This is a genomic window from Aurantimonas sp. DM33-3, assembly GCF_014334315.1.
GTDB classification, from domain to species: Bacteria; Pseudomonadota; Alphaproteobacteria; order Rhizobiales; family Rhizobiaceae; genus Aurantimonas; species Aurantimonas coralicida.
Window position 1 is genome coordinate 88,577 of the sequence record NZ_JACSGS010000010.1, and the last position, 26,454, is coordinate 115,030.

Annotated in this window: 29 protein-coding genes; 10 read left to right on the top strand and 19 right to left on the bottom strand. The window is 67.7% G+C overall.

The window, feature by feature from the left end; all coding sequences use genetic code 11:
- Nucleotides 1-42: 42 nt before the first annotated feature.
- The 5 genes from H9Q09_RS14580 to H9Q09_RS14600 all read right to left on the bottom strand — a co-directional run bounded on the left by H9Q09_RS14580 (nt 43) and on the right by H9Q09_RS14600 (nt 4,235).
- Nucleotides 43-333, bottom strand: a complete 291-nt coding sequence (locus H9Q09_RS14580; protein ID WP_187391628.1) for a hypothetical protein — start codon at nt 331-333, stop codon at nt 43-45.
- Nucleotides 334-336: 3 nt separating this feature from the next.
- Nucleotides 337-1,659: a tRNA (N(6)-L-threonylcarbamoyladenosine(37)-C(2))-methylthiotransferase MtaB gene (mtaB, locus tag H9Q09_RS14585; protein WP_187391629.1), complete on the bottom strand. Its 1,323-nt coding sequence runs from the start codon at nt 1,657-1,659 to the stop codon at nt 337-339.
- Complete coding sequence (gene dapF / locus H9Q09_RS14590) at nt 1,659-2,573, bottom strand: diaminopimelate epimerase (RefSeq protein ID WP_187391630.1); 915 nt, start codon at nt 2,571-2,573, stop codon at nt 1,659-1,661. Before dapF ends, mtaB begins: the two co-directional genes overlap by 1 nt.
- A 46-nt stretch (nt 2,574-2,619) precedes the next feature.
- Nucleotides 2,620-3,774, bottom strand: coding sequence for an NADH:flavin oxidoreductase/NADH oxidase (locus H9Q09_RS14595; RefSeq protein WP_187391631.1), 1,155 nt, complete (start codon nt 3,772-3,774; stop codon nt 2,620-2,622).
- A gap of 185 nt (nt 3,775-3,959) precedes the next feature.
- On the bottom strand, nt 3,960-4,235 hold the full coding sequence (locus tag H9Q09_RS14600) for a hypothetical protein (RefSeq protein WP_246716155.1): 276 nt from the start codon (nt 4,233-4,235) through the stop codon (nt 3,960-3,962).
- A 530-nt stretch (nt 4,236-4,765) separates the two neighbouring features.
- On the opposite strand from H9Q09_RS14600, the gene ffh reads away from it, so the two are divergent.
- From ffh to trmD, 6 genes are all read left to right on the top strand, one after another.
- Entirely contained in the window at nt 4,766-6,319 is a 1,554-nt protein-coding gene (gene ffh / locus H9Q09_RS14605; protein WP_187391632.1) for a signal recognition particle protein, read from the top strand.
- Between the two features lie 86 nt (nt 6,320-6,405).
- On the top strand, nt 6,406-6,828 hold the full coding sequence (gene rpsP / locus H9Q09_RS14610; RefSeq protein WP_187391633.1) for a 30S ribosomal protein S16: 423 nt from the start codon (nt 6,406-6,408) through the stop codon (nt 6,826-6,828).
- A gap of 121 nt (nt 6,829-6,949) precedes the next feature.
- Complete coding sequence (locus H9Q09_RS14615; RefSeq protein WP_187391634.1) at nt 6,950-8,461, top strand: sensor domain-containing diguanylate cyclase; 1,512 nt, start codon at nt 6,950-6,952, stop codon at nt 8,459-8,461.
- A gap of 155 nt (nt 8,462-8,616) precedes the next feature.
- Complete coding sequence (gene rimM / locus H9Q09_RS14620) at nt 8,617-9,201, top strand: ribosome maturation factor RimM (protein ID WP_187391635.1); 585 nt, start codon at nt 8,617-8,619, stop codon at nt 9,199-9,201.
- A gap of 109 nt (nt 9,202-9,310) precedes the next feature.
- Nucleotides 9,311-9,613, top strand: a complete 303-nt coding sequence (locus tag H9Q09_RS14625) for a putative quinol monooxygenase (protein WP_024351863.1) — start codon at nt 9,311-9,313, stop codon at nt 9,611-9,613.
- Nucleotides 9,614-9,620: 7 nt separating this feature from the next.
- A complete protein-coding gene (gene trmD / locus H9Q09_RS14630; protein WP_187391636.1) occupies nt 9,621-10,313 on the top strand; it encodes a tRNA (guanosine(37)-N1)-methyltransferase TrmD in 693 nt (230 codons plus the stop codon).
- Nucleotides 10,314-10,353: 40 nt separating this feature from the next.
- Here trmD and sdhA read toward each other — a convergent pair whose 3' ends face one another.
- The 5 genes from sdhA to leuC form a co-directional block, all read right to left on the bottom strand.
- Nucleotides 10,354-12,207 (bottom strand): succinate dehydrogenase flavoprotein subunit, encoded by a 1,854-nt coding sequence (sdhA, locus tag H9Q09_RS14635; RefSeq protein WP_187391637.1) that lies wholly within the window; start codon nt 12,205-12,207, stop codon nt 10,354-10,356.
- 2 nt (nt 12,208-12,209) lie between these two features.
- Complete coding sequence (gene sdhD / locus H9Q09_RS14640) at nt 12,210-12,590, bottom strand: succinate dehydrogenase, hydrophobic membrane anchor protein (RefSeq protein WP_024351860.1); 381 nt, start codon at nt 12,588-12,590, stop codon at nt 12,210-12,212.
- 11 nt (nt 12,591-12,601) lie between these two features.
- On the bottom strand, nt 12,602-12,994 hold the full coding sequence (sdhC, locus tag H9Q09_RS14645; RefSeq protein WP_024351859.1) for a succinate dehydrogenase, cytochrome b556 subunit: 393 nt from the start codon (nt 12,992-12,994) through the stop codon (nt 12,602-12,604).
- 216 nt (nt 12,995-13,210) lie between these two features.
- Entirely contained in the window at nt 13,211-13,690 is a 480-nt protein-coding gene (locus H9Q09_RS14650) for a GNAT family N-acetyltransferase (RefSeq protein WP_024351858.1), read from the bottom strand.
- 150 nt (nt 13,691-13,840) lie between these two features.
- Nucleotides 13,841-15,256, bottom strand: a complete 1,416-nt coding sequence (leuC, locus tag H9Q09_RS14655) for a 3-isopropylmalate dehydratase large subunit (protein WP_187391638.1) — start codon at nt 15,254-15,256, stop codon at nt 13,841-13,843.
- A 402-nt stretch (nt 15,257-15,658) separates the two neighbouring features.
- On the opposite strand from leuC, the gene H9Q09_RS14665 reads away from it, so the two are divergent.
- Complete coding sequence (locus tag H9Q09_RS14665) at nt 15,659-16,195, top strand: YetF domain-containing protein (RefSeq protein ID WP_187391639.1); 537 nt, start codon at nt 15,659-15,661, stop codon at nt 16,193-16,195.
- Between the two features lie 6 nt (nt 16,196-16,201).
- On the opposite strand, the gene H9Q09_RS14670 is transcribed toward H9Q09_RS14665, so the two are convergent.
- Complete coding sequence (locus tag H9Q09_RS14670; protein WP_187391640.1) at nt 16,202-17,050, bottom strand: transcriptional regulator; 849 nt, start codon at nt 17,048-17,050, stop codon at nt 16,202-16,204.
- 210 nt (nt 17,051-17,260) lie between these two features.
- Here H9Q09_RS14670 and H9Q09_RS14675 point away from each other — a divergent pair, with 210 nt between their 5' ends.
- Nucleotides 17,261-17,506 carry a DUF2061 domain-containing protein gene (locus H9Q09_RS14675; protein ID WP_187391641.1) on the top strand — a complete coding sequence of 82 codons (246 nt, stop codon included), beginning with the start codon at nt 17,261-17,263 and terminating at the stop codon, nt 17,504-17,506.
- Nucleotides 17,507-17,599: 93 nt separating this feature from the next.
- Here H9Q09_RS14675 and rplS read toward each other — a convergent pair whose 3' ends face one another.
- Nucleotides 17,600-18,061 carry a 50S ribosomal protein L19 gene (gene rplS / locus H9Q09_RS14680; protein WP_024351854.1) on the bottom strand — a complete coding sequence of 154 codons (462 nt, stop codon included), beginning with the start codon at nt 18,059-18,061 and terminating at the stop codon, nt 17,600-17,602.
- Nucleotides 18,062-18,377: 316 nt separating this feature from the next.
- On the opposite strand from rplS, the gene H9Q09_RS14685 reads away from it, so the two are divergent.
- On the top strand, nt 18,378-19,133 hold the full coding sequence (locus H9Q09_RS14685; protein WP_187391642.1) for a sulfite exporter TauE/SafE family protein: 756 nt from the start codon (nt 18,378-18,380) through the stop codon (nt 19,131-19,133).
- 128 nt (nt 19,134-19,261) lie between these two features.
- Nucleotides 19,262-19,936 (top strand): hypothetical protein, encoded by a 675-nt coding sequence (locus H9Q09_RS14690; protein ID WP_187391643.1) that lies wholly within the window; start codon nt 19,262-19,264, stop codon nt 19,934-19,936.
- Between the two features lie 77 nt (nt 19,937-20,013).
- Here the strand turns inward: H9Q09_RS14690 and kduD are convergent, their stop codons facing one another.
- The 7 genes from kduD to H9Q09_RS14725 form a co-directional block, all read right to left on the bottom strand.
- Nucleotides 20,014-20,772, bottom strand: a complete 759-nt coding sequence (gene kduD / locus H9Q09_RS14695; RefSeq protein WP_187391644.1) for a 2-dehydro-3-deoxy-D-gluconate 5-dehydrogenase KduD — start codon at nt 20,770-20,772, stop codon at nt 20,014-20,016.
- Nucleotides 20,769-21,593: a 5-dehydro-4-deoxy-D-glucuronate isomerase gene (gene kduI, locus H9Q09_RS14700; protein ID WP_187391645.1), complete on the bottom strand. Its 825-nt coding sequence runs from the start codon at nt 21,591-21,593 to the stop codon at nt 20,769-20,771. Before kduI ends, kduD begins: the two co-directional genes overlap by 4 nt.
- Before the next feature lie 86 nt (nt 21,594-21,679).
- The gene (locus H9Q09_RS14705; protein ID WP_187391646.1) at nt 21,680-22,003 is read right to left on the bottom strand and encodes a cupin domain-containing protein; all 324 of its coding nucleotides are present in this window, start codon (nt 22,001-22,003) and stop codon (nt 21,680-21,682) included.
- Between the two features lie 35 nt (nt 22,004-22,038).
- Nucleotides 22,039-23,520, bottom strand: coding sequence for a mannitol dehydrogenase family protein (locus tag H9Q09_RS14710; protein ID WP_187391647.1), 1,482 nt, complete (start codon nt 23,518-23,520; stop codon nt 22,039-22,041).
- A gap of 2 nt (nt 23,521-23,522) precedes the next feature.
- Nucleotides 23,523-24,803 (bottom strand): TRAP transporter large permease, encoded by a 1,281-nt coding sequence (locus H9Q09_RS14715; RefSeq protein WP_187391648.1) that lies wholly within the window; start codon nt 24,801-24,803, stop codon nt 23,523-23,525.
- A gap of 8 nt (nt 24,804-24,811) precedes the next feature.
- Nucleotides 24,812-25,327, bottom strand: coding sequence for a TRAP transporter small permease (locus H9Q09_RS14720; RefSeq protein WP_024351846.1), 516 nt, complete (start codon nt 25,325-25,327; stop codon nt 24,812-24,814).
- A gap of 135 nt (nt 25,328-25,462) precedes the next feature.
- Complete coding sequence (locus H9Q09_RS14725; protein WP_187391649.1) at nt 25,463-26,452, bottom strand: TRAP transporter substrate-binding protein; 990 nt, start codon at nt 26,450-26,452, stop codon at nt 25,463-25,465.
- Nucleotides 26,453-26,454: the final 2 nt, after the last annotated feature.

Below are 26,454 nucleotides of genomic sequence, written 5' to 3' on the forward strand. Positions count from 1 at the left end.
GTTCCTCGAGCCAGGAAAAGTCCGCCGTCTCGGCGTCCGGCTCTAGTTCTGGCCCGAGTTCAGCGTTTTTTTTTGAGCCTGGTCCGCGTCGGAATGCTCGGCCATTTCGGCCAGCGGGGTGATGCCGCCGCCGTCGTTGACGTCGGCTCCGGCTTCCGAATCGGCGACCGAACTGGCCGCCGCCTTCGGGCGGACGTCCGGATCGGGCGAGCCGGGAGCGCCGAATTCGGTATCGGACGGCCGCGGCGTATCACCATGCTCGGGCGTGCGATCGGTTTCGCTGTCCGACCCGAAGGAGAAGATGCGGCGGAAGAAGCCTTTTTGCTCAGCCATGGCTTACGTCAGTTCTCTCAGATGGTCGGAGGATGTTCCGGCCGGGCCGGAACGAAGGATATCGGGGCGGGCGACCAGTCTGCCACCGCGTTCGCCCACAATGATAGCGTCGAGGATGGAGCCGGGGAGGCCCTCCTCGATCTCGCAAAGGGTAAAATCGGCACAGCGGCCGCGCTGGTTGCGCTCCACCAGCACCGATTGCCGCGTGCCGACGAGGCTGGCCAGATGGGCGCGATGGGCGGTTTCGCCGCGGGCGCGCAGGGCCGTCGCCCGGTCCTTGACGATGTCGCGCGGCAATTGCGGCATGCGGGCGGCCGGCGTGCCCTCGCGCGGCGAGAACGGAAACACGTGAAGATGGGTCAGGCCGCAATCCTCCACGAGCTTCATGGAGTTCTCGAACATCGCGTCGGTCTCGGTCGGAAAGCCGGCGATGATGTCGGCGCCATAGACGATGTCGGGCCGCGCGGCGCGGATGTCGGTGCAGAAGCGGATGGCGTCGTCGCGCGAATGGCGCCGCTTCATGCGCTTCAGGATCATGTCGTCGCCGGCCTGCAGCGACAGGTGCAGATGCGGCATCAGCCGGGTCTCGGAGCCGATCGCCTCGATCAGCGCCGGGTCGGCCTCGACGGAATCGATCGAGGACAGCCGCAGGCGGGCAAGGTCCGGCACGTGCCTGAGGATCGCCTGGACAAGCTGGCCGAGCTTCGGCGCGCCGGGCAGGTCCGCCCCCCAGGAGGTCATGTCGACGCCCGACAGCACCACTTCGTTGTAGCCGGCCGCGACGAGGCGCTTCACCTGGTCGACCGCGGCGCCCATCGGCACCGAGCGGGAATTGCCGCGCCCGAAGGGGATGATGCAGAAGGTGCAGCGATGGTCGCAGCCATTCTGCACCTGGACGATGGCGCGGGCACGGCCCTCGATGGCGTCGACCATATGGCCGGCGGTCTCGGTGACGCTCATGATGTCGTTGACGCGGACCTTCTCCTCGGCGGCGACGCCGAAATCGGGCAGGGCGCGATAGGCGCGGGCCGTCAGCTTCTCGTCATTGCCGAGGACGGCGTCGACCTCGCCCATCTCGGCGAAGCGGCCGGGCTCGGTCTGGGCGGCGCAGCCGGTGACGACGATCCGCGCCTCCGGGTTTTCGCGCCTCGCCCGGCGGATCTGCTTGCGGGCCTGGCGCACGGCTTCCGACGTCACGGCGCAGGTGTTGAAGACGATGGCGCCGCGCGGATCGGCGTCGAGGCCGGCCGCCACGGCCTCGCGCTTCATGATCTCGGCCTCGTAGGTGTTGAGCCGGCAGCCGAAGGAGACGATCTCGACACCCATCAGGCCGGCTCGTGCGTCGCCGTCTCGTCGCGCAGATAGGCGCCGGTCGCGGGATCGAGGCGGCCGGACCAGTTCCATTCGGCCGGCCCGGTCATGATGACATGGTCGTCGCCGCGCCAGTCGATCAGGAGGTCGCCGCCGGGCACGGTCACCGTGACGATGCGGCCGGTGCGCCGGGTGCGGGTCGCCGAGACGGCGGCGGCGCAGGCGGCCGAGCCGCAGGCGCGGGTCAGGCCGACGCCGCGTTCCCAGGTCCGCAGGGTGAGGGCGTCCGGTCCCGTCACCTGCGCGATCGAGATGTTGGCGCGCTCGGGAAACAGCGGATGGTTCTCCAGCACCGGGCCGAAGCGGTCGAGCTCATAGCTCCACACGTCGCGATCGACCCAGAAGATGGCGTGGGGATTGCCCATGGAGGCGACCGAGGGCGAATGCAGGATCGGCGCGTCGATGGGACCGATCTGCAGTTCGATCGCCCTTGTGTCGCTGAACTCTTCCGACAGGGGAATCTCGGACCAGCCGAAGCGCGGCCGGCCCATGTCGACGGCAATCAGCCCGTCGTCGCGTTCAAAGGCGGTCAGGATGCCGGCGCGGGTCTCGAAGGTGAAGTCGCGGCGGCCGGTCTCGGCGGCGAGTGCCTGCACCACGCAGCGCGTGCCGTTGCCGCAGGCCTCGGCCTCCGAGCCGTCGCGATTGATGATCCGCACATAGGCGTCGGTGCCGTCGAGGCGCGGGTCGTGGATCGCCATGATCTGGTCGAAGCGGGTGGCCGGATCTTCGGCGAGGGCGCGCGCCGCCGCGGCCGAAATCCGCGCCGCCGATCCGCGAAGATCGGCGACGACGATCTCGTTGCCCAGCCCGTTCATCCGGGCGAAGGCCACGCTCAAATCCGTATCTCGTGCGGCGCTGTCGGTCATGCCGGTTATATGGCCGATGCGCGGCGCGATTGAAAGGATCGCGCGATCAGCGCTGGCCGAAAGCGGCGTCCTTGAACAGCGCCTTGAACTCGCGCGGCTGGGAACGCCAGTACTGCTTGGGCGCACGCACCGAGGCGCCGAGCTCGGCCGCGGCATGCCACGGCCAGTGCGGCTCGTAGAGAATGGCGCGGGCGATGGCGATGGCATCGGCCTTGTTCTCGGCGATGATGGTCTCGGCCTGGCGCGCCTCGGTGATCAGGCCGACGCCGATCACCGGGATCGACACCGCGGCCTTCACGGCCTCGGCGAAATGCACCTGGTAGCCGGGTCCGAGCGGGATCTTCTGGTCGGGCGAGACGCCGCCGGACGACACGTGGATCGCCGCCGCGCCGCGCGCCTCCAGTGCCTTCGAATAGGCGATCGAGCCCTCGATGTCCCAGCCGCCCTCGACCCAGTCGCTGGCCGACAGGCGGACCCAGACCGGGATGTCGGCCGGCACGGCCGCCTTGACCGCGTCGAAGACTTCGAGCGGGAAGCGCATGCGGTTCTCGACGCTGCCGCCATATCCGTCGTCGCGCCGGTTCGAGATCGGCGACAGGAACTGGTGCAGCAGATAGCCATGCGCCGAATGCAGCTCGATGCCGACAATGCCGAGGCGCACGGCGCGCAGGGCGGTGGCGACGAAATCGTCCTTGATCTTCTGCAGGCCCGCGGCGTCGAGGGCGGTCGGCGCCACTTCGCCGGGTGAATGGGGAAGGGCAGAGGGCGCCACGCACTGCCAGCCGGTCGGATCGGTCGGGGCGATCTGCTGGCCGCCGGCCCAGGGTTCGGCGCTCGACGCCTTGCGGCCGGCATGGCCGAGCTGGATGGCGACGGGCATCTGCGAATGGACGGCGATCGCATCGAGAACGCGGGCGAGCGCCGCCTCGTTGTAATCGGAATAGAGCCCGAGATCCTTGTGGGTGATGCGTGCTTCGGGCGAGACAGCCGTGGCTTCGAGGATCAGCAGGCCGGCGCCGGACATGGCGAGCTGGCCGAGATGCATCATGTGCCAGTCGGTGGCCGATCCGTCATCGGCGGAATACTGGCACATCGGCGCGATGATGATGCGGTTTTCCAGCTGCAATGCGCCGATGTCGAGCGGGGTGAACAGCGGGCTGAGCGTCTGCGAGATGTCCGAATCCGGGGTCTGCGTGTCCATTCAGGCGGCCTTCCGTGAAGCGTGAGGCTCTCCGAATGCGCCGGTACGCCGCGATGTTCAAGCCCTGCGACGAGGACGCTGCGTCTTCGGCGCGCGGCGATCGCGGGAACAGGGCGGTGGCGGTCCGGTGGACCGGCCTTGAACGAAAACCGGCGGCCGATCGCTCGGCCGCCGGTGGAACTGGATCAGTTGGCCGGGGCCGGTGCGTCGCCGCCACCGCCGACATCCGGGGCCTCGACATTCACGTCCGGCGTGTCGATCGAGACATTGGTGTCGGCACCACCGCCGGCGCGGCCGCCGAGCAGGCCGTCGCCGAAGATGAAGAAGGCGCCGATCACGACCACGACGATCAGGATGCCGGCGATCAGCCAGCTACCACCGCCGCCGCCGCCGCCGTTTCCACCGCGGTCGTTGTTGACGATGACGGTGCGCTCGCGTTCTGGTTCACGAAGGTCGCTCACAGGGGGACTCCACTTCCAACAAAGGGCAGCCAAGGGCTGCCGGGCTACGCGTCGGTCCCGGCCGAAGCCTCGCAGGAGGATCGGCAACGGCGAGGATCGCCATGCGTCGTTCCGCCACAGAATGCCGCAGGGGGGCATTCGTTCCGTGCCCGGCTATCGACAGGCGGGCAAGCGAAGGTGGCGTCGTCGCCCCGGCCGGCGATGATCGGATGAGCGGCACCGCCGGAGAGGCCGCCGCACGCCCGGCTTTCACCGCCCGGATGTTCCGCAGGGGCCGCGAAACTTGACATTGGCGGCCGGTCGGTGTTTCTGCAGACGCAAATCCGCGACATCTGTCCGCGACCCGCCGACCGTGCCCCTCTCGCAAGAGCCGCACGGAGGTCAACATCCGCCAGCGAGTTTCGCCCGCGGATGCGATCCTGCTTTGAGCATTGCCCATCCGGCAGTGGCTTGAGCGCAGGCGGGTTTGCAGTTCGGATCGAAGCGAACCACCTTCCGGCTCTGTTCGGAAGGCCGGGAAGGAAGCACGCATGTTCGATTCACTCCAGGACCGCCTCGGGTCCATCCTGAACGGCCTCACCGGCCGCGGCGCCCTGTCCGACAAGGATGTGGCGGCCGCGCTGCGCGAGGTCCGTCGGGCGCTGCTGGAGGCCGACGTCGCGCTGGAAGTGGTCCGGGACTTCACCGACCGCGTGCGCGCCAAGGCCGTCGGCGCGGAAATCCTGAAGTCGATCAGACCCGGCCAGATGGTCGTCAAGATCGTCCATGACGAGCTGATCGCCACGCTCGGCAGCGAGCAGGTCGCCATCGACCTCAACGCGCCGGCGCCGGTCGTCCTGATGATGGTCGGCCTGCAGGGCTCGGGCAAGACGACGACCACCGGCAAGCTCGCCAAGCGTCTCACCGAGCGTCAGCGCAAGAAGGTGCTGATGGCCTCGCTCGATACGCGGCGCCCGGCGGCCCAGGAGCAGCTGCGCGTCCTCGGCGAGCAGACCGGCGTCGCCACCCTGCCGATCATCGCCGGCCAGGGACCGGTGGAGATCGCCGCCCGCGCCAAGCAGGCGGCCAAGCTCGGCGGCTACGACCTCGTCATCCTCGATACCGCCGGCCGGACCCATATCGACGAGCCGCTGATGGTCGAAATGGCCGACATCAAGCGGACGACCGAGCCCCACGAGATCCTGCTGGTCGCCGATTCGCTGACCGGCCAGGACGCGGTGAACCTGGCCCGCTCCTTCGACGAGCGCGTCGGCATCACCGGCATCGTCCTGACCCGCGTCGACGGCGACGGCCGCGGCGGTGCGGCGCTGTCCATGCGCGCCGTCACCGGCAAGCCGATCAAGCTGATCGGTACCGGCGAGAAGATGGACGCGCTGGAGGATTTCCATCCCTCCCGCATCGCCGACCGCATTCTCGGCATGGGCGACATCGTCAGCCTCGTCGAGAAGGCCGCCGAGAACATCGACGCGGAAAAGGCCGCGGCGATGGCCAAGAAGATGCAGTCGGGGAAGTTCGACCTGAACGACCTCGCCGATCAGATCGGCCAGATGCAGAAGATGGGCGGCATGGGCGGCATGATGGGCCTGATGCCCGGCATGGGGAAGATGAAGGACCAGATGTCCGTCGCCGGCCTCGACGACAAGATGCTGAAGCGGCAGCTCGCCATCATCTCCTCGATGACCGCCAAGGAACGGGGCAATCCCGACATCCTCAAGCACAGCCGCAAGAAGCGCATTGCCGCCGGCTCGGGCACCTCGTCTGCCGAGATCAACAAGCTGCTCAAGATGCACCGCCAGATGGCCGACATGATGAAGTCCATGGGCAAGGGCAAGGGCGGCATGATGGGCAAGATGATGGGCGGCCTGGCCGGCAAGATGGGCCTCGGCGGCATGGGCGGCATGCCCGGCGGCATGCCCGACCTGTCGAAGATGGACCCCAAGGAACTGGAAGCCATGGCCAAGGCCGCGCAGAGCGGCGGCATGCCCGGCCTTCCCAAGGGACTTCCCCCCGGCATCGGCGGACCGGGCGGCATGCCCGGCGGCGGTTTCCCGGGGCTGCCGGGACTGCCGGCAAAGAAGAAGTGACGGCCATCCGGCCCGACCGAACGACCTGAACACGCACTATCGAACCGATCGGCGCGCCGCCGATCTCGAACCAAAGGACAAGACCCATGCCCCTGAAGATGCGCCTCGCCCGTGCCGGCTCCAAGAAGCGGCCCTACTACCACGTCGTCGTTGCCGACGCCCGCTCGCCGCGCGACGGCCGCTTCGTCGAGCAGCTCGGCTCGTGGAACCCGATGCTGCCCAAGGACGCCCAGCGCGTCACGCTGAACGAGGAGCGGATCAAGCATTGGCTCGCCGAGGGCGCACAGCCGACCGACCGCGTCCTGCGCTTCCTCGACCAGGCCGGCATCATGAGTCGTCCGACCCGCGCCAACCCGACCAAGGGCCTGCCGGGCAAGAAGGCCCAGGAGCGCGAGGCCGAGCGCAAGCAGCGCGAGGAAGACGCCGCGGCCGCCGCAGCCGAGGCCGAAGCCGCCAAGAACGCGCCGGCTGAGGAAGCACCGGCCGAGGAAGCCGCTTCCGCCGAGTAAAGCGTCAAGTAAGCTTGGCGTAGCATCATCCTTGTGCAAACGGCGCCTCTGGGCGCCGTTTGAGCAGGGCGGCATCGGAATGTTCCGGGAGCGGTCGTCCTCAGGAGGGATACTGCTTCACATGCCCGATGCAAGACTGGACCCGGCCGACGGCCTCGGAAACGGCCCCGACGGCTGGGCCGAGACCGCGATCTTCGACCTGGCCCCCGTGCCGCTGTGGATCGAGGATTACAGCGGGGTGAAGGCGCTGTTCGAGGAATGGCGCGCCGCGGGAATCATCTCGATCCGCGAGCATCTCGACGCCGATCCGTCGCGCGTCGCCGCCGCGGCCCACCGGATCCGGCTGATCGCCGTGAACCAGTGCACCCTCGACTTGTTCGAGGCCGACAATTTCCAGAGCATCTGCGACAATCTCGACAAGGTCTTTTCGGGCGACATGCTCGACAGCCACAAGGAAGAGCTGATCCAGCTCTGGGAGGGGCAGACCGAGTTCGAGAGCTATGCGGTCAACTACACGCTGACCGGCAAACGCCTCGACGTGCAGCTCAAGGCGCGGCTCCTGCCCGGCCACGAGAGCGACTGGAAACGGCTGCTGATTTCCACCGAGGACGTGACCGAGCGCGAGGACCAGCGCCGGGAACTGGCGGTCAGCGAAAGCTTTGCCCGCGGCCTGTTCGAATATTCGCCGGTCTCGCTGTGGGTCGAGGATTTCTCCGAGGTGAAGGCGCTGATCGACGATGTCCGGGAGCGCGGCATCACCGATTTCCGGACCTTCGTCGACGTCCATCCCGATTTCGTCAGCCGGTGCCTGTCCGAGATCCGCGTCATCGATGTGAACGAGCACACGCTGCAGCTGTTCGGCGCGGAGAGCCGCGACGATCTGTTCAGCCGGCTGGGCGAGGTGTTCCGCGACGCCATGGAGCAGCATTTCCGCGAGCAGCTCGTCGATCTGTGGGAGGGCAAGCTGTTCCAGCAGCGCGAGGTGGTCAATTACAGCCTCAGCGGCGACCAGCTCCATGTCCACATGCAGTTCTCGGTATTCCCAGGGCGCGAAAGCGACTGGTCGCTGGTACAGGTCGCCCTGACCGACATCACCGCCCGCAAGAAGGCCGAGGCCTATCTGGAATATCTCGGCAAGCACGACATCCTGACCAAGCTCTACAACCGGTCGTTCTTCGTCGACGAGCTGAACCGTCTGGAGCGCAAGGGCCCGACGCCGGTGACGATCATCGTCGCCGACCTCAACGGCCTGAAGACGGTCAATGACGTGATGGGCCACGCGGCCGGCGACGCGCTGCTGCGCCGGGCGGGCGAGGTGCTGAACGAGGCGGTGCGCGAGCCCTGCCACGTGGCCCGCATTGGCGGCGACGAATTCGTGGTGATGATGCCAGCCAGCAGCGAGGAGGACGGCCTGCAGATGGCCCAGAACATCGTCGAGCTGGTCGAGGTCAACAACCAGTTCTACACCGGCGCGGAGCTGTCCTTCTCGCTGGGCGTGGCGACGGCCGAGGCCGGCGAGCGGCTGGAAGCGACGGTCAAGCGCGCTGACGCCCGCATGTACGAGGCCAAGCGCAAGCACTATGCCGACGAGAAGCGCGATCGCCGCCGCGAAGGGCAGTCGCTCGTGAACTGAGGCGCGGAACGTCTCCGGCGCATGCCCGCTGTCGCCAAGGCGGGCGGGGCGGGCTATTGTCGCCGCCGCGTCCCACCCCCGAATGAATGAGTCGTTCCCGATGCAGCAAGCGGTCCCGAGCGCACAGCGCGATCCGTCCCATGGCGAGATCGCCCATGTCTGAGACCGGCAAACTTGAAAACCCCGTCCTCCTCGGCGTCGTCGGCGGGGCCCAGGGCATCAAGGGCGAGTGCCGCGTGCGCTCCTTCACCGCCGACCCGACCGATCTCGGCGCCTACGGGCCGCTCGTCGACGCCTCGGGCAATCGCTACACGGTCCTGTCGGCGCGGGTCGCCAAGAACGTCGTCGTGGTCCGCTTCAAGGAGGTCGCCGACCGCAACCACGCCGAACGGCTGAACGGGCGCGAACTGTTCGTCGATCGTTCGGTGCTGCCCGAGCCGGAGGACGATGACGAGTTCTATCTGGAGGACCTCGTCGGCTACACGGTCGAGACCGTCGCGGGCGAGACCGTCGGCACGGTCATCGCCTTCCACGATTTCAACGCCGGCGACATCGTCGAAATCCGCCCGACCAAGGGGCAGACCCTGATGATCCCCTTCTCCGAGGCGGCGATCCCGGTGATCGACGCGGAGCGGCGGCTGATGGTGGTCGAGCCGGGCCCGGCCGGACTGGCGACGCCCGACGACGAGCCGGAGGACGGCGGAGAGGCCCAAGGCGGCGCCGATCGCGACGCCGGCTAGGACGGCCGCCCCGGCGCGCAGTTTACTCGCACGGTCCGATTGCGTAACCACCTGCCGGTAGGCACGCCGGCGAGGGGGCCGGCTGCCGCTTTTTCGAGGGAGGACACACATGATCATCGTTTCCGGCATCCAGCGTCTCGACCCGGCCGATCTCGACCGCGTGCGCGAGGCGGCCCGCGCTGTCATCGCCGCGACCCGCGAGGAGCAGGGCTGCATCGTCTATTCCTTCGCCGAGGACATGGTCGAGCCCGGCCTTCTGCGCGTCTACGAGGAATGGGAGACCCGCGAGGACCTGGAGCGGCACGCCAAGTCCGACCATGTTGCCGCCTGGCGCGCCGCGCTGGCTTCGGTCGAGGTGCTGCACCGCGACCTGAAGATCATCGAAGCCGGCGCCGTCCAGCCGCTCGGCTGATCCGCCCATGAGCTTCCGCGCCTCCATCCTGACGCTCTATCCGGAGATGTTTCCCGGCCCGCTCGGCGTATCGCTGGCGGGCCGCGCGCTGGAGCGCGGGGACTTCTCGCTGGAGACGGTGCAGATCCGCGACTTCGGCGTCGGCCGGCATCGCATGGTGGACGACACGCCGTCGGGCGGGGGCGCGGGCATGGTCATGCGCAGCGACGTGGTGGCGGCCGCGCTCGACCACGCCGCGCCGGAGGCCGACACCCGGCCGCGCATCCTGATGAGCCCGCGCGGCCGGCCGCTGACCCAGGAACGGGTCCGCGAACTGGCGGCGGGCGAGGGGGCGGTGATCGTCTGTGGCCGCTTCGAAGGCGTCGACGAGCGGGTGATCGCGGGACGCGGCCTCGAGGAGATATCGATCGGCGACTACATCCTGTCGGGCGGCGAGGTCGGCGCGCTGGTGCTGCTCGACGCGGTGGTGCGGCTTCTGCCGGGCGTCATGGGCAATGCGGTGTCGGGCGATGCGGAGAGCTTCGAGGGCGGGCTGCTGGAGCATCCGCACTATACCCGGCCGGCCGAATGGGAAGGCCGGACGATCCCGCCGGTGCTGACCTCGGGCGATCATGGGGCAGTGGCGCGCTGGCGCCACGCCGAGGCCGAGCGGCTGACCCGCGAACGGCGGCCCGACCTTTTGCCGGGCAAGTCCCGCTAGTCGAGGCGAAAGCCGGCGGACCGAAGCCCGCCGACGGGTCCTAGTAGACCCGCTTCTTCGGCTCGATGTAGTCGATCTGATTCGACAGCGTGTAGGTGTGCACCGGCCGATCCTCGAGCGTGACGGTCTTGGCGACCGTGTCGCAGAAGGACAGGGTGTGCTTCATCCAGTTGGCGTCGTCGCGATCGGGGAAATCCTCGCGGGCATGGGCGCCGCGCGACTCGGTGCGGTTGCGCGCCGAATCCATCGTCACCACCGCCTGGGCGATGAGATTGTCGTATTCCAGCGTCTCGATCAGGTCGGTGTTCCAGATCAGCGAGCGGTCGGTGACGCGGATATCGTCCGACGCCTTCCAGACCTCGTGGATCTTGGTGTGGCCTTCGTCGAGGATCTCGCCGGTGCGGAACACGGCGCAGTTGGACTGCATGGTGTTCTGCATGTCGGCGCGCAGTTCCGCCGTCGGCGTCGCGCCATTGGCGTAGCGGAAGCGGTCGAGGCGGGCGAGCGCGTTGTCGCCGGCGCCGGCCGGCAGGTCGGGCTGCTCTTCCGACGCGCTGACGGTCTCGGCGCAGCGAAGGCCGGCGGCCCGGCCGAAGACGACCAGATCGATCAGCGAGTTGGAGCCGAGGCGGTTGGCGCCGTGCACCGACACGCAGCCGGCCTCGCCGACGGCCATCAGGCCGGGCACGACGGTATCCGCATTGCCGTCCTTCTTTGTCAGGACTTCGCCGTGGAAGTTCGTCGGGATGCCGCCCATGTTGTAGTGGACGGTCGGCAGCACCGGGATCGGCTCCTTGGTGACGTCAACGCCGGCAAAGATCCGCGCCGATTCCGAAATGCCCGGAAGCCGCTCGGCCAGCACCGCCGGATCGAGATGATCGAGGTGCAGGTGGATGTGGTCCTTGTTCTTGCCGACGCCGCGACCCTCGCGGATCTCCATGGTCATCGAGCGCGAGACGACGTCGCGCGAGGCCAGATCCTTGGCCGAGGGGGCATAGCGCTCCATGAAGCGCTCGCCCTCGGAATTGGTCAGGTAGCCGCCTTCGCCACGCGAGCCCTCGGTGATCAGGCAGCCGGCGCCGTAGATGCCGGTCGGGTGGAACTGCACGAATTCCATGTCCTGCAAAGGCAAGCCGGCGCGCAGCACCATGCCGCCGCCGTCGCCGGTGCAGGTATGGGCCGAGGTGGCGGAGAAATAGGCGCGGCCGTAGCCGCCGGTGGCCAGGATCGTCTTCTTGGCGCGGAAGCGGTGGATGGTGCCGTCATCGAGGCAGAGCGCCACGACGCCGCGGCACACACCCTCTTCGTCCATGATCAGATCGATGGCGAAATACTCGATGAAGAACTCCGAGGAGTGCCGCAGCGACTGGCCGTAGAGCGTGTGCAGGATGGCGTGGCCGGTGCGGTCGGCGGCGGCGCAGGTGCGCTGCGCGGCCGGGCCCTGGCCGAATTCGGTGGTCATGCCGCCGAAGGGACGCTGGTAGATGCGGCCATCCTCGGTGCGCGAGAAGGGCACGCCGAAATGCTCGAGCTCGTAGACGGCGGCCGGCGCGTTGCGGACCAGATATTCGATGGCGTCCTGGTCGCCCAGCCAGTCCGACCCCTTGACGGTGTCGTACATGTGCCAGCGCCAGTCGTCCTTGCCCATGTTGCCGAGGGAGGCGGCGACGCCGCCCTGGGCCGCGACCGTATGCGAGCGGGTCGGGAAGACCTTGGTGATGCAGGCGGTCTTCAGGCCGGCCTGGGCCGCGCCGAGGGTGGCGCGCAGGCCGGCGCCGCCGGCGCCCACGACGACCACGTCGAAGGTGTGGTCGGTGAATTCGTAGGCCTTGCCGTTTTGGGACGGCGCCGTGCGGTGCGGCTGGCCGTTTGCGTTGGTGCCGTTCGTGGCCATGGTCAGACTCCGAAGCTCATCCGGGCGATCGCGAACAGGCTCGCGACGGCGATGGCGATGGCGAAGAAATTGTTGAGGATCAGCAGCGGCAGCTTGGTCGTGCCGTGAATGTAGTCCTCGATGATCACCTGCATGCCGAGACGCATATGGTAGGTGAAGGAGATCACGGTCAGTGCGACCAGCAGTCCCACCAGCGGATGCGCGAGGGCCGCGCGGACCTCGGCATAGGGCTGGTCGTGCAGGACGATCAGCAGGATCACGAAGCCGGTGATCAGCACCAGATTGGAGATCGCCGACAGCCGCTGCTGCCAGAAATGGCCGGTGCCCTCATGGGCGGAGCCGAGGCCGCGGACGCGGCGAAGCGAGGTTCTCATCTCAGTCATGGAAATATCCCTCAGCCGAAGACCACGATGCCGACCCACAGGATCAGCGTCAGCGCAAGCGAGGCGACGAGGGTGGCCTGGGCCAGCTTCGTCGACGTCTCCTTGCTGAGCCCGATGCCGGTGTCCCAGATCAGATGGCGGATGCCGCCGAACATGTGGTGGAGCAGCGCCCAGGTGTAGCCGAACAGGATGATCCGGCCGATGATCGAGCCGAAGAAGGCCGAGGCGTAGGAGAAGGCCTCCGGGCCGCTCGCGGCGGCGACCAGCCACCAGACGAAGAGCAGCGTGCCGACATAGAGCGCCGAACCGGTGATGCGGTGCAGGATCGACATCGCCATGGTTGGGCGGAATCGGTAGATCGAAAGATGCGGCGACAGCGGCCGCGCAGTCTTGAGGTCGGACATGGGTGCCTTCTTGTCCTCGCATTGGCCAGGCGCTGTGCGCGGGGGCCGGGTTGCCCTTCCCCTACAGCGATCGGAACGCTTCTAAAAGGCTTATCGCAATTGCGAAAGCAACCCTTTGGGCGCGGGATCGCTGGGGGCGGTTCGGCTTAATCGATTAGGCGCGGCAAGAAGGCGCGCGACGGGCAGGTCGCCGCCGGAGCCGATGCGCGCGGCGAATCAGCGCTCGGACGGATCGCGGTCGCGGAAGCGGATGACGTAGCTTGCCCAGTCGGCCGGATCGGCGACCTTTTCGTAGAGGCCGCGTCCGGTGCCCGGCGTGCGCGGGGCGTGCAGCACCAGCTTCGACCAGCCGCGACCGTCGGCCTCCTCGGCGAGGAGATCGATCATCGCCTTGGCGATGCCCTTCCGGCGATGCTGGTGGTCGACATAGATATGATCGGCAAGGCCGGAGCGCATGCCGGTCCACACATCCGGCAGATCGTAGAAGATCACGAAGGCGACGAGCCGGCCGTTCAGCCGCGCGCCCAGCACCTCGGCGGTGCGGTCCTGCAGCAATTGCTCGGCATAATAGGTGTCGGGTGCGCCCGGCGGGCCGCGAAACAGCGACTGGTTATAGGCCGAGATCAGGGGCGCCAGATCGCGCGCATCGCCCAGCCGCAGGCGCTCAATGTCGATATCGGGGGCTGGAATTTCCATCCGGTCTGTGTCGACCGGAACGCGGCGGGCGTCAAGCCTGTGACGCAGGGCAGGATGCACGCGAAAAGGGCGGCCCCGTCGCCGGTGCCGCCCCTTGCAGGCTTTGATCAAAGGCGATGCGCCGCCGTTCGGCGGCGACGCAGCTTGTGCCTAGCGCCAGTCGCGGATGTCGACGAAGTGACCGGCAATGCCGGCCGCCGCCGCCATGGACGGCGAGACCAGGTGGGTGCGGCCCTTGTAGCCCTGCCGCCCCTCGAAATTGCGGTTCGAGGTCGAGGCGCAGCGCTCGCCGGCCTCGAGGCGGTCCTCGTTCATGCCGAGGCACATGGAGCAGCCCGCCTCGCGCCATTCGAAGCCGGCATCCTTGAAGATGACGTCGAGGCCCTCTTCCTCGGCCTGCGCCTTCACGAGGCCCGAACCCGGCACGATCATGCCCGACACGCCCTCGGCGATGCGGCGACCCTCGACGACCTTGGCGGCTTCCCGCAGATCCTCGATGCGACCGTTGGTGCAGGAGCCGATGAAGATCTTGTCGACCTTGATGTCGGTCATCTTCGTGCCCGGCGTCAGCCCCATATATTCGAGCGCGCGCTCCTTGGACTTGCGCTTGTTCTCGTTCTCGATGGCGGCCGGATCCGGCACGACGCCGTCGATCGAGACGACGTCCTCAGGCGAGGAGCCCCAGGAGACGATGGGCGGCAGGTTCGCCGCGTCCAGATGCACGATCTTGTCGTAATGGGCGCCCTCGTCGGAGGCGAGGCTGCGCCAGTAGTCGACGGCCATCTGGAAGGCTTCGCCCTTGGGGGCGCGCGGACGGCCCTCGATGTAGCGATAGGTGGTCTCGTCGGGCGCGATCAGGCCGGCCCGGGCGCCGGCCTCGACCGACATGTTGCAGATGGTCATGCGACCTTCCATCGACAGGCCGCGGATCGCCTCGCCGGCATATTCGATGACGTGGCCGGTGCCGCCGGCGGTGCCGATCTGGCCGATGATGGCGAGGATGATGTCCTTCGACGTCACGCCCTCGGGCAGCGCGCCGTCCACCTGGACAAGCATGTTCTTCGCCTTGGACTGGATCAGCGTCTGGGTGGCGAGCACGTGCTCGACCTCGGAGGTGCCGATGCCGTGGGCGAGCGCGCCGAAGGCGCCATGGGTCGAGGTGTGGCTGTCACCGCACACGATGGTCATGCCGGGCAGGGTGAAGCCCTGCTCGGGGCCGATGATGTGGACGATGCCCTGGCGGCGATCGGCGGCGTCGTAATATTCGATGCCGAAATCGGCGGCGTTCTTCGCCAGCGCCTCGACCTGGATACGGCTTTCCTCGTTCTTGATGCCGTTCACCCGGTCGGCGGTCGTCGGCACGTTGTGGTCGACGACGGCGAGGGTGCGCTCGGGCTGGCGGACCTTGCGGTCGGTCAGGCGCAGGCCCTCGAAGGCCTGCGGGCTGGTGACCTCGTGAACGAGGTGGCGGTCGATATAGAGGAGGCAGGAGCCGTCCTCCTGCTGGGCGACGAGATGCTCGTCCCAGATCTTGTCGTAGAGGGTGCGCGGTTTGGCCTGGCTCATGGGTCGGTCCTTCTCCGGCGGGCGTTACGCTCCGGCCGGTCTGTGCATGGATGAAACGATGTGCGGGGCGCGCGCGGCCCTCGCATCCTGGCGCCTAGAGGCCGTCGGCGGCGAACAGGCGATAGAAGAAACGTCCCGGCAGCCGCGCGTGATCGGAGAGCTTGGCGAAGCCCTCGCTGGTCGGCAGGCGTCGACGCGCCTTCATGTCCCGGATCCGATGCATGGGCACAAAATAGCGATTGCGACGGCAGGTGACAATCGGGGCGCGGTGCCGGCGCCTGCGCTTTCCTGCAATGGCGGCGGGAACCGTCGCGCGCTTCGGCGATTGGCTCTTGCAAGCGGCATGTCGGGACGCTCCGCGATCCCGCTGCCAGAACCGAACCCGGACAAAGCCGAGCGATCATGTTCTTCGACAGTTGGTACGACCTTTTCCGCATCGTGATCGTCGGGGCCCTGGCCTATGCCGGCCTCGTCTTCCTGTTGCGGATCACCGGCAAGCGCACCCTGTCGAAGATGAACGCCTTCGACCTGGTGGTAACGGTGGCGCTCGGTTCGACCCTGGCCACGGTGCTCCTGAGCAAGGACGTGACCCTGACAGAAGGGCTGGTGGCGTTCCTGCTCCTGTGCGCGCTGCAATACGGCGTGGCCAGCTCGTCGCTCTATTCGGCGCGGTTTCGCGACATGATCAAGGCCGAGCCGACGCTGCTGTTCTTTCGCGGCCGGTTTCTGGGGCCGGCCCTGCGCCACGAGCGGGTGACCGAAGACGAGGTGATCGCCGCGATGCGCTCGAGCGGCCATGCCGCCATGGCCAATGTGGAGGCGGTGGTGCTGGAGACCGACGGGTCGTTCAGCGTGCTGGGCAAGGGTTCGGCGCCGGCGGACACGCTGCGCACGGTCAACGATCGCACCAACGCCTCGGAGCTGACCGCCAACGGCTGACCCGCGTCAGTCCGGGACGGCCAGCGTGCGGATGAAGGCCGGGGTGTGCCGGGCCTCGAACTCCGATTCGCGGATCAGGCCGTCGATGTGGCGGGTCAGTTCCAGCACCTGCCGCCGCTCGCGGAAGGCGAGGTAGAACTGCCCGACATAGATGATCGCCTGCAGTGGCCCGAACACGGTGACGGGCGCCGAGAACACCTTCTTCCGGTCGAAGAGATAAAGCCGGAGCGAGGGGTAGAGCTCCTCCGTCAGCTGCCGCAGACGCTCGAGTTGGGCACGGCGCTCGGCCGCCGGCAGGCCGCGCCAATAGCCTTCGCCTGCGGCAAACCCCTCCAGCGCGTCGATCGGCATGGCGATCTCGTAGTCGGTGTCGGGAGCCCGCAGATAGTCCAGCCGGTCGCGCATGTCGGCGATCGCCTGGTCCGAGGTGCGGCCGAGGAAGTCGCCATATTCGAACCGCAGCACCTCTTCCGATTTCAGCATGTCGGGCAGGGTCGCCGGCACGTGGCGGATCTTGTAACCGCGCGCTTCCTCGTGCCAGCGGAAGATCAGTTCGTCGGAGGGCGCCCGCGCGGCTTCCTCGATCCGCATCGAGGCCTGCAGCATCTCGGCCGCCCGCTCCGGGCGATCGGTCAGGCCGAGCAGCCAGTCGGACGAGACGCCGAGGGCCGAGGCCGCTTCGGCTGCGAACTGGGCATTGGGCAGGCGGCCGTCATCGGACGACAGCAGCAGCGACACGGTGGACCTGTCGGCGCCGCTTGCGCGGGCGAGCGCGCTCTTGGTCATGCCGGTCGCGGTCATCGCGCTGGCGAGGCGTTCGCGGAACAGCCGGGAGCGGTGGCGCTTGTCCATCATTCGTGACGATTATCACGTCTTGCGGATAAAATCTGCGACCGTGACTTCAGCCATGAGAATTCGCGGAATACCCCGGACCGTGTGGTCGAGCTATGGAGAGGGCGTCCGAACGAACGGTGGAGCCTCGCTCGAAGCCGTTCGTGTCCCGCCAATGACAACCGGCGACGCTGCCCGTCGCGCAGCCCCGCCCGCACAGGAGAGATTTCAGCCATGGAAACCCGCATGCGCAGCCTGACCAAAGCCGCCTCCTGGCAGGGGCTTGGTCTGGTGACCATGTCGGCCCTTGGCTATCTCTTCACCGGGTCGCTGACATCGGGCGGCATCCTGGCCGTCACCTCCGGCGGCGTCGGCTTCTGCGTCTATCTCCTGCATGAGCGCCTGTGGGCGCGGGTCCAATGGGGCTGGGACCCGGCCGGCGACGACGGTGACGACGGGCTTGGCCGCGGCCGCGCCTGATCCGCCGCGGTGCATCTCCTGCCTCGGAATCCGCGCACAAAAAAAGCGGCCCGGAGGCCGCTTTGAAATTCTGACGAAACTGTCTGCTGCCGATTACTCGGCGGCTGCGTCCTTGGCAGCCTGCTTCTCGGCCTTGGCGCGGTCGCGCTCGGCGACAGCGACCTGACGGGCCTCGTCGTTCAGCTTGCGCGCACGGACGTTGGTGGCCTCGACGATACGGGCCGACTTGCCGCGACGATCGCGCAGGTAATAGAGCTTGGCGCGACGCACCTTGCCGCGGCGCACGACCTCGACCGAATCGAGCATCGGCGAATACACCGGGAAGACGCGCTCGACGCCCTCGCCATAGGAGATCTTGCGAACGGTGAAGTTCTCCTGGATGCCGGCGCCCGAGCGCGCGATGCAGACGCCCTCATAGGCCTGCACACGGGTGCGCGTGCCTTCGGTCACCTTGACGTTCACCCGCAGCGTGTCGCCGGCGGAAAATTCGGGAATGGTGCGGATCGCGTTGATCCGTTCGGCCTCGGCGGCCTCGAGTTCAGAGATGATGTTCATGGCATAGCCTCAATTCGTTTCATGCCGGATGAGTTTGTCTCAGCCGACATGGCCGCCGGGACGGTCAAGTTATTCTGAGGAAATCGGTGGTGCCCATACAACGCTTTGGCCGGCTTGTCACTAGCTGCGAGCGAAGAACCGGTCGGAATCCGTCCCGATCCGTGCGCAAAGCCGCACAAGACGCCTCTGCCTTGTCGCTCCGCGGGGATCGTGCGAAGCCCTTGTGACGATGCCGCGCGGCCGCGCGCGCGTCGTTCCCGCTTCAGGCCACCGCTCGCCATGCCGGCATGCGGCCGGCGCTCCAAGGTCTTCTCGCATGTCCGTCCTCGTTATTGCCCTCCTGTTTCTCGCAGGCTTCGTGTCCGGTGCCATCAATGCGGTCGCCGGTGGCGGCACCTTCATCTCCTTCGGGGCGCTGACCCTGATCGGCGTGCCGTCGATCGTGGCCAACGCGACGTCGTCGATCGCCCAACTGCCGGGCTACATCACTTCGACGCTGGCCTATCGCAAGGACTTCGCCAAGATGTGGCGCGGCGTCCTCGTCCTGGCGGTGGTCTCGGCCATCGGGTCGCTCGGCGGCGCGCTGTTCCTGCTCTACCTCAACAACGAGCAGTTCTCGGCGGTGGTGCCCTGGCTGCTGCTCGGCGCGACGGCGCTGTTTGCGGCCGGTCCCTGGCTGAAGCCGAAGCCGAAGCACCAGGACGCGGCGGCCGAGGGGCGCAATTTCGCCAGCCCGATCGTCCAGTTCTTCACCTCGATCTATGGCGGCTTCTTCGGCGCCGGCATGGGCATCATGATGCTGGCGACGCTGGGCCTCACCGAAGGCGGCGACTATCACCGGCTGAACGCCATCAAGAACCTTCTCGCCAACGTCATTGCCATCACCGCGATCATCGTCTTCGTCTCGGGCGGTGTCGTCGACTGGCCCGGCGCGCTGGCCATGATACCGGGCGTGGCTTTGGGCGGTTACGCGGGCGTCTGGGCAGCCAAGCGGGTGCCGCAGATCGCGGTGCGGCTGTTCGTCATCGCCATCGGCCTGATTCTCGCCGGCTATTATTTCTGGATCGGCTGAGTCGGATCGCTCCGGGGAGGGGGCGATTCGCCATCCTGACAGGCGGGGGCAAAGGCCCTAGCTTGTCTAACGGGACACCGCTGAACGGCCCGACAGAACGGCCGGTACGACCAAATTCGGAGGACTACATGATCAGAACGACACGCGTCGCCCTTGCCGGCATCGCCTTCCTTGCACTGACGGCGGCGCCGGCCCTTGCCCAGTCCCAGGACGGGACGACGACCGAGGGCAGCGACGCGAAGCCGGCGGTGGAATCGACGGCCGGCGCGCCGACGCCGACCGAGCCGGCGGCGACCGAAACGCCCGAAGCACCGGCCGCCTCCGGCGGCGAGGCCAGCGACGCGACCGCGTCGGGCGCGCCGGGCGGCTCTGCCGTCACCGACGAGGAGTCGAAGCGCGCTCCCGTCGCGCCGAGCAACGAGGTCGGCGAGAAGTTCGAGCTGCCGCGTGTGTCGGACGACAACCAGATCGAGATGATCGCCGGTCTCTGCGGCGTCCAGATGAAGCAGATGAGCCCGGCTGCCTGCACCTGCCTCGGCGAGGCCGCGATGGAGGATCTGTCGGCGCCGCAGCGCGACTATCTGATCGCCAGCGTCGTGGCACCGCCGGTGGCCGAGCGCATGCTGGGCGACGGCCGCGTCGGCGAGCCGGACCAGAAGGAGATCTTCGCATTCCTGCAGGCGACGTCGGAGAGCTGCGCCGCCGAGACCGGTGCGGCGGGCCAGGATAACAATGCTCCCGCGACGGCTCCGGCCGAGGCGACGCCCGGCACCGGGGACGACGCGGCCAAGCCAGCGAAGTAACTTACGTCGTCAGACGGATCGGAGAAGGGCGGTGCCATGTCGGCGCCGCCCTTTGTCGTTCAGGCAGGCGCGGCGCGTCAGCGCGCCAGCCAGCCGCCATCCACCGGCAGCACGGCGCCGTGCACGTAGCGTGCGGCGTCGGAGGCAAGGAACACCGCCGCGCCGCCGATGTCGGAGGCTTCGCCCCAGCGGCCGGCCGGTATCCGTCCGAGGATCGCGGCGGAGCGGTCCGGGTCCTCGCGCAGCGCCTCGGTGTTGTTGCTGACGATGTAGCCGGGTGCGATGGCGTTGACGTTGACGTTGCGCGCGGCCCATTCGCAGGCGAGCAGCCGGGTCAGGCCGCAGATGCCGTGCTTGGAAGCGGTATAGCTTGCCACCCGGATGCCGCCCTGGAAGGACAGGACGGAGGCGATGTTGACGATCGCCGCGTGGCGGTCGTCGGCCATGGCCGCCTTGCCGAAGGCCTGGGAGAGGAAGAAGGCGGTCTTCAGATTGAGATCGAGGACGTCGTCCCAGTCGGCTTCGCTGAAATCGACCGCGTCGGCCCGCCGGATGATGCCGGCATTGTTGACGAGGATGTCGAAGGGGCCGTCCTGACGCGCCGCGGCCTCGTAGAGCGCCACGGCGGCCGTCTTGTCGGACAGGTCGGCGAGGTGTTCGCTGCCGCTGCCGCCGGCGGCCGTGATCATTTCCAGCGTCTCGGTCATGGCCGAGCGCCCGGCGCAGGCGACCGTCGCGCCGGCTCCCGCCAGCGCCACGGCGATGCCCTGGCCGATGCCGGTATTGGCGCCGGTGACAAAGGCGCGCTTGCCGGTCAGGTCGAAGCCCGAACTCATCGCAGGTCTCCCATCTCCACCATGTCCACGTCCTTGTAGTCGACATTGTCGCCGGCCATCGCCCAGATGAAGGTGTAGGACGCCGTGCCCGCGCCGCTGTGGATTGACCAGGGCGGCGACAGGACGGCCTGTTCGTTCTTCACCACCAGGTGCCGGGTCTCGGACGGCTCGCCCATCATGTGGAAGACGCGGGCATCCTCGGGCAGGTCGAAATAGAGATAGGCCTCGGAGCGGCGGTCGTGGACATGGGCCGGCATGGTGTTCCAGACCGAGCCGCCGTGCAGCGTCGTCATGCCGGCGACGAGCTGGCAGCTCTCCATGACGTCGGGATGGACGAACTGGAAGATCGAGCGGTCGTTGGAGGTGGCGGCGGCGCCAAGATCGACGCGCTTGGCGGCATCGATCGTCACCAGCTTGGTGTCGAAATGGCGATGGGCCGGGGCGCTGAGAATGTAGAAGCGCGCCGCCGCACCGGAGAAGGTCAGCGGGCCGTCGCCAAGGCCGACATAGAGCATGTCGCGATGGTTGAGTTCATGGCTGCCGCTGCTGGTGCGCACCGTGCCGGTCTCGCCGATATTGACGATCACCGCCTCGCGGCGGTCGAGAAAGCCCGGCGTGCCGGTCTCCCTGGCATTGTCGAGCACGAGGTCGCCGGCGGACGGCACGGCGCCGCCGACGATCATGCGGTCGTAATGGCTGTAGACCAGGTTGATCTCGCCCGGCACGAAGGGCTGCTCGATCAGGAATTCGGCGCGCAGCTGCGCGGTGTCGAAGGTGCGGGCGTGACGCGGGTCGATCGCCTGTCGTGTCTCGATCGTCATGGGATGTCTCCGTTCTGGACATGGCTCCGCCGTCGCACCGGACGCGAGCCCGGTACGGGACAGAAATGGGTGGTGTCTTAGCCGGCTTAGAGGAAGTCTTCGCGAGCCGGGGTGAAGATGTCGATCAGCGTGCCGCCGGTCGCCGATTCACAGGAATGCACGGCGTTGGACGGGACCACGAGGCTGTCGCCCGCGGTCACGCGCCGGGTCCTGCCGGCGATGGTGAAGTCGAAGACGCCCTGCCGGACATAGGTCGCCTGGAGATGCGGATGGGAATGGGCCGGGCCGCAGCCGCCCGGCTGGAACTCCACCTCGACGACCATCATCTCCGGCGAATGGGTCAGGATCCGGCGCCGCGTACTGGCGTCGACCTGGGTCCAGTCGCCCGGTGTCTCAACGATCGTGCTCATGGTCTGTCTCCTTGCGGTGCCTCAAGCGCAGGCGCCTAGCGGGGCGAATGGGCGGTACGTGCCACGGTGGCCGCGGCGCCGTCGGTGAGCAATGCGGCGAGGGCCGCGGTCACGGCGCGCCGGAATTCGGGATGGTCACGCAGATCGGCGCCGAAGACGTCGCCGATGCCGAGATAGGCCGCCGCCAGCCGCTCCGGATCGCGGCCGGCCTCCTCGCCGATGGTCCGCAGCCGGTCGGCCAGCGGGTCCCTGACGTCGATCGGCGCGCCGGCCTCGTCGGTGCCGGTGACGTAGCGCATCCAGGCCGCGACGCCGAGCGCCAGGCGCTCGAAGGGCGCCCCGGCGGCAATGCGGTCGCGGACCGTGCCGAGCAGGCGCTGGGGCAGCTTCTGCGAGCCGTCCATGGCGATCTGCCAGGTGCGGTGCTGCAGGGCCGGATTGTGAAAGCGCGCCAGCAGCGCCTCGCGGTAGCCGCCGAGATCGGTGCCGGGCATTTGCAGCGTCGGCATCACCTCCTCGGTCATCAGGCCGCGCACCAGCGCCTCATAGGCCGGGTCCGCCATCGCCTGCGCCACCGTCTGGTAGCCGCCGAGATAGCCGAGATAGGCCAGCGTCGAATGGGAGCCGTTGAGCATGCGCAGCTTCATGCGCTCGTGGCCCTCGACGTCGGACACCATCTCGGCGCCGACGGCGGCGAAGTCGGGCCGGCCGGTCGGGAAGCGGTCCTCGATGACCCACTGGCCGAAGGGTTCGCTGACCACCGGCCAGGCATCCTCGACGCCCAGCGCCGCGGTGATCTCGGCGATGTCGCCGTCGCTGGTGGCCGGCACAATGCGGTCGACCATGGTGCCGGCGAAGGCGACGTCGTTCTCGACGAAACGCGCGAGGTCACCGCCGATCAGGGCGGCATATTGCGAAACAATGCGGTGGGTGGTCTCGCCGTTGGACGGGAGATTGTCGCAGGGCATCACCGTGAAGGGCACGATGTTCGCCTCGCGCCGGCGTCGCAGCGCTTCGGCAATCAGACCCGGCGCCGTCATCGGCGCGCGCGGGTTTTCCAGATCCGCAACGATGTCGGGGTGGGTGGCATTGAGGTCGCCGGTCGCCGGATCGTGGCAATAGCCCTTCTCGGTGATGGTCAGCGACACGATGCGCACCGCCGGATCGCACATCTGCGCCAAAAGGGCTTCCGGGTCCTCCGGCGCGACATGGATGGCATTCAGCGACCCGATGACCCGCAACTGCGCGCCCTCGCCCGAGCGGAAGGCGACGGTGAAGAGATTGTCCTGGGGCGCCAGCGCATCGCGCATGTCGGCCCGGCGCAGCGACGCGCCGGCGATGGCCCATTGCGGATCGGTGGCGAGGATGTCGTCGAGATAGACCGCCTGATGGGCACGGTGGAACGCGCCGACGCCGAGATGGACGATGCCGGTGGTGGTCCGGCGCGGATCGTAGGCCGGCCGGCGGACGGCCTGGGGCAGGGACGGGAGGGTCGAAAGCGACAGTCTTTGCATCATGCTCACTTGAACAGCGACGGCAGCCAGAGCGACACCGCCGGGACGTAGGTGACGAGGCCGAGCACGAGGAGCGCGGCGCCGTAGAAGGGCCAGATGGTGCGCATCGCCTGCCAGACCGAGATCCGGCCGATGGCGCAGCCGACGAAGAGGACGGCGCCGACCGGCGGGGTGCACAGGCCGATGCCGAGATTGAGCACCATGATCACACCGAACTGCACCGGGTCGACCCCATAGGCGGTCACGACCGGCAGGAAGATCGGCGTCGTGATGATGATCAGCGGCGACATGTCCATGAAGGTGCCGAGGCCGAGCAGCATGATGTTGACCATCAACAGGATGACGATCGGGTTGTCGGAGACACTCTTCATGAAGGCGACGAGTTCGGCCGGCACGCGCAGATAGGCCAAAAGCCAGCCGAAGGCGGCGGCGGCGCCGATGATCAGCAGCACCATGGCGGTGGTGCGCACGGCGCCCAGCGTCGCCTCGACGAAGGAGGCGAAGCTCAGCGTGCGGTAGCACACGATGGTGGCGAGCACCGCGTAGACCACGGCGACGCAGGAGCTCTCGGTGGCGGTGAAGATGCCCGAGCGCACGCCGCCGAAGATGATGGCGATGAGCAGGAGGCCCGGAATGGCGGTGAGAAACAGGACGCCGACGGTGCGAAAGCCCTGGAAGGTCTCTGTCGGATAGCCCTGCCTGATCGCAACGCGCCAGGCGACGAACATCAGGACGCCGGCCAGGAGGACGCCCGGAACGATGCCGGCGGTGAACAGGTCGGCGATGGAGATCGAGCCGCCGGCCGAGATCGAATAGATGATCATGTTGTGCGACGGCGGCATCAAAAGCGCGATGATCGACGAGACCACGGTGATGTTGACCGCGTAGTCGGCGCTGTAGCCACGCTTTTCCATCTGCGGAACCATCAGGCCGCCGATCGCCGAGGCGTCGGCGACGGCCGAGCCGGAGACGCCGCCGAACAGGGTCGAGGCGGCGACATTGACCTGGCCGAGGCCGCCGCGGGCATGGCCGACCAGCGAGCCGGCGAAGGCCACCAGCCGCGAGGCGATGCCGCCGCGCACCATCAGGTCGCCGGCATAGATGAAGAAGGGAATGGCGAGCAGCGCGTAGACGCTGAGGCCGGAATTGAGCCGCTGGAAGACGATCAGCGGCGGGATGCCCATGTAGATCACCGTCGCGAGCGACGCGATGCCGAGGCAGAAGGCGATCGGCGTGCCGATCAGGAGGAGGAAGACAAAGCTTCCGAAGAGGATGAAGAGATCCATGGTCGGGCTCAGTCCGAAATCGCGAAGGCGTTGGCATTCTCGAGCCCGCTGAAGCGGCGCAGGATGCGGTTGGCCGTGAAGAGGATGGACAGGACGGCCCCGACGATCAGCGGCATGAAGGTGGTGCCGCCGGGAAGGCCGAGGGTCGGGATCGTGGTGTTCCAGGTGCCGGCCATCAGCTCGGTGCCGTAGACCATCATCGCCAGCGAGAAGCCGAGGACGGCGAGGTCCGAGATGGTGCGCAGGGCCTTCTTGCCGTTGTCCGGCACGACATAGACGAGGACGTCGAAGCCGAGATGGTAGCCCTCGTGGATGCCGACGCTGGCGCCGAGGAAGATGAACCAGCCCATGAGCTGCACGGAGGTGGATTCGGTCCAACTCGGGCTGTCGTTCAGCACGTAGCGGGCGAAGACCTGCCAGAAGATGATCAGGGTCATGGTGACGAGACCGATGCCCGCGCCCCAGAGCGCGGTCCGCGCCAGCCGGCGCACGAACGGTTCGATCGTCAGGAGAAAGTGACGCATGGAGCGGGGTCAACCTGCGACGGGAACGGCCGGGGCGAGCCGGCGGGACGCTCGCCCGCTGCCGTTTCGGCGGGACGCAGCGAAGACAGGATCGGGACCGGCGGCGGCATTGCGCCGCCGGTCCCCAGGAGGCTGCTACTCGGTCGCCTGGATGCGGGCGACGAGGTCCTTCAGCTTGTCGTTGGTCACGTATTTCTCGTAGACCGGCTTCATCGCGTCGATGAAGGGCTGCTTGTCGATGTCTTTGACGACCTCGACGCCGGCCTCGCGGACCATCTTCTCCGATTCCGCCTCGCGGGCCTGCCACAGCTCGCGCATCTTGGTGACGCTCTCCTTGGCGGCGGCGCGGACGATCTCCTGGTCCTCCGGCGAGAGCTTCTCCCAGCTCTTCTTGGACATGACGAGGACTTCCGGCACGATCAGGTGCTCGTCGAGCGTGTAGTGCTTGGCGACCTCGAAATGCTTGGAGGATTCGAAGCTCGGCCAGTTGTTCTCGGCGCCCTCGATGACGCCGGTCTGGATCGAGGAATAGACCTCGCCATAGGGCATCGGGGTGGCGTTGCCGCCGAGCGCATTGACCATGTCGACGAAGATGTCGGACTGCATGACCCGGAACTTCAGGCCCTTCAGGTCCTCCATCGACTTGATGGGCTTCTCGCTGTTGTAGAAGGAGCGGGCGCCGCCGTCGTAATAGGCGAGGCCGATCAGGTCATGGGGCTCGAAGGCCGCCAGGATCTCTTCGCCGATCGGGCCGTCCATCACCTTGTGCATGTGGTCGATGGACCGGAAGATGTAGGGCAGCGAGACGACCTGGGTCTCTTCGACGATGTTGTTGAAGGGTCCCATGGAGACGCGGTTCAGGTCGATGACGCCGAACTGGGTCTGCTCGATCGTGTCCTTCTCCTCGCCGAGCTGGGCCGAGTGATAGACCTCGATGCCGATGCGGCCGTCGGTGCGCTCCTTGATGAGCTCGCCCATGTACTTGACCGCCTCGACGGTCGGATAGCCGTCGGGATGGGTGTCCGACGAACGCAGCAGGGTCTCCTGCGCCGTGGCGACCGTGGCGGCCCCCGCCAGCATCGTCGCCAGCGCGATCGTCGCGGTGACTTTCCTGAATATGCTCATGC

Coding starts and splice junctions, on each gene's coding strand:
- kduD (WP_187391644.1), bottom strand. CDS start 20,772: ATGAGTTCGGGCTTCGACCTGACCGGCAAGCGCGCCTTTGTCACCGGC.
- H9Q09_RS14595 (WP_187391631.1), bottom strand. CDS start 3,774: ATGGACACGCAGACCCCGGATTCGGACATCTCGCAGACGCTCAGCCCG.
- rimM (WP_187391635.1), top strand. CDS start 8,617: ATGTCTGAGACCGGCAAACTTGAAAACCCCGTCCTCCTCGGCGTCGTC.
- H9Q09_RS14705 (WP_187391646.1), bottom strand. CDS start 22,003: ATGAGCACGATCGTTGAGACACCGGGCGACTGGACCCAGGTCGACGCC.
- rplS (WP_024351854.1), bottom strand. CDS start 18,061: ATGAACATCATCTCTGAACTCGAGGCCGCCGAGGCCGAACGGATCAAC.
- H9Q09_RS14580 (WP_187391628.1), bottom strand. CDS start 333: ATGGCTGAGCAAAAAGGCTTCTTCCGCCGCATCTTCTCCTTCGGGTCG.
- sdhD (WP_024351860.1), bottom strand. CDS start 12,590: ATGACTGAGATGAGAACCTCGCTTCGCCGCGTCCGCGGCCTCGGCTCC.
- H9Q09_RS14615 (WP_187391634.1), top strand. CDS start 6,950: ATGCCCGATGCAAGACTGGACCCGGCCGACGGCCTCGGAAACGGCCCC.
- ffh (WP_187391632.1), top strand. CDS start 4,766: ATGTTCGATTCACTCCAGGACCGCCTCGGGTCCATCCTGAACGGCCTC.
- H9Q09_RS14715 (WP_187391648.1), bottom strand. CDS start 24,803: ATGGATCTCTTCATCCTCTTCGGAAGCTTTGTCTTCCTCCTCCTGATC.
- leuC (WP_187391638.1), bottom strand. CDS start 15,256: ATGAGCCAGGCCAAACCGCGCACCCTCTACGACAAGATCTGGGACGAG.
- H9Q09_RS14670 (WP_187391640.1), bottom strand. CDS start 17,050: ATGATGGACAAGCGCCACCGCTCCCGGCTGTTCCGCGAACGCCTCGCC.
- kduI (WP_187391645.1), bottom strand. CDS start 21,593: ATGACGATCGAGACACGACAGGCGATCGACCCGCGTCACGCCCGCACC.
- trmD (WP_187391636.1), top strand. CDS start 9,621: ATGAGCTTCCGCGCCTCCATCCTGACGCTCTATCCGGAGATGTTTCCC.
- H9Q09_RS14675 (WP_187391641.1), top strand. CDS start 17,261: ATGGAAACCCGCATGCGCAGCCTGACCAAAGCCGCCTCCTGGCAGGGG.
- rpsP (WP_187391633.1), top strand. CDS start 6,406: ATGCCCCTGAAGATGCGCCTCGCCCGTGCCGGCTCCAAGAAGCGGCCC.
- H9Q09_RS14710 (WP_187391647.1), bottom strand. CDS start 23,520: ATGATGCAAAGACTGTCGCTTTCGACCCTCCCGTCCCTGCCCCAGGCC.
- H9Q09_RS14650 (WP_024351858.1), bottom strand. CDS start 13,690: ATGGAAATTCCAGCCCCCGATATCGACATTGAGCGCCTGCGGCTGGGC.
- sdhC (WP_024351859.1), bottom strand. CDS start 12,994: ATGTCCGACCTCAAGACTGCGCGGCCGCTGTCGCCGCATCTTTCGATC.
- H9Q09_RS14725 (WP_187391649.1), bottom strand. CDS start 26,452: ATGAGCATATTCAGGAAAGTCACCGCGACGATCGCGCTGGCGACGATG.
- H9Q09_RS14665 (WP_187391639.1), top strand. CDS start 15,659: ATGTTCTTCGACAGTTGGTACGACCTTTTCCGCATCGTGATCGTCGGG.
- H9Q09_RS14720 (WP_024351846.1), bottom strand. CDS start 25,327: ATGCGTCACTTTCTCCTGACGATCGAACCGTTCGTGCGCCGGCTGGCG.
- H9Q09_RS14685 (WP_187391642.1), top strand. CDS start 18,378: ATGTCCGTCCTCGTTATTGCCCTCCTGTTTCTCGCAGGCTTCGTGTCC.
- H9Q09_RS14690 (WP_187391643.1), top strand. CDS start 19,262: ATGATCAGAACGACACGCGTCGCCCTTGCCGGCATCGCCTTCCTTGCA.
- dapF (WP_187391630.1), bottom strand. CDS start 2,573: ATGACCGACAGCGCCGCACGAGATACGGATTTGAGCGTGGCCTTCGCC.
- mtaB (WP_187391629.1), bottom strand. CDS start 1,659: ATGGGTGTCGAGATCGTCTCCTTCGGCTGCCGGCTCAACACCTACGAG.
- H9Q09_RS14625 (WP_024351863.1), top strand. CDS start 9,311: ATGATCATCGTTTCCGGCATCCAGCGTCTCGACCCGGCCGATCTCGAC.
- sdhA (WP_187391637.1), bottom strand. CDS start 12,207: ATGGCCACGAACGGCACCAACGCAAACGGCCAGCCGCACCGCACGGCG.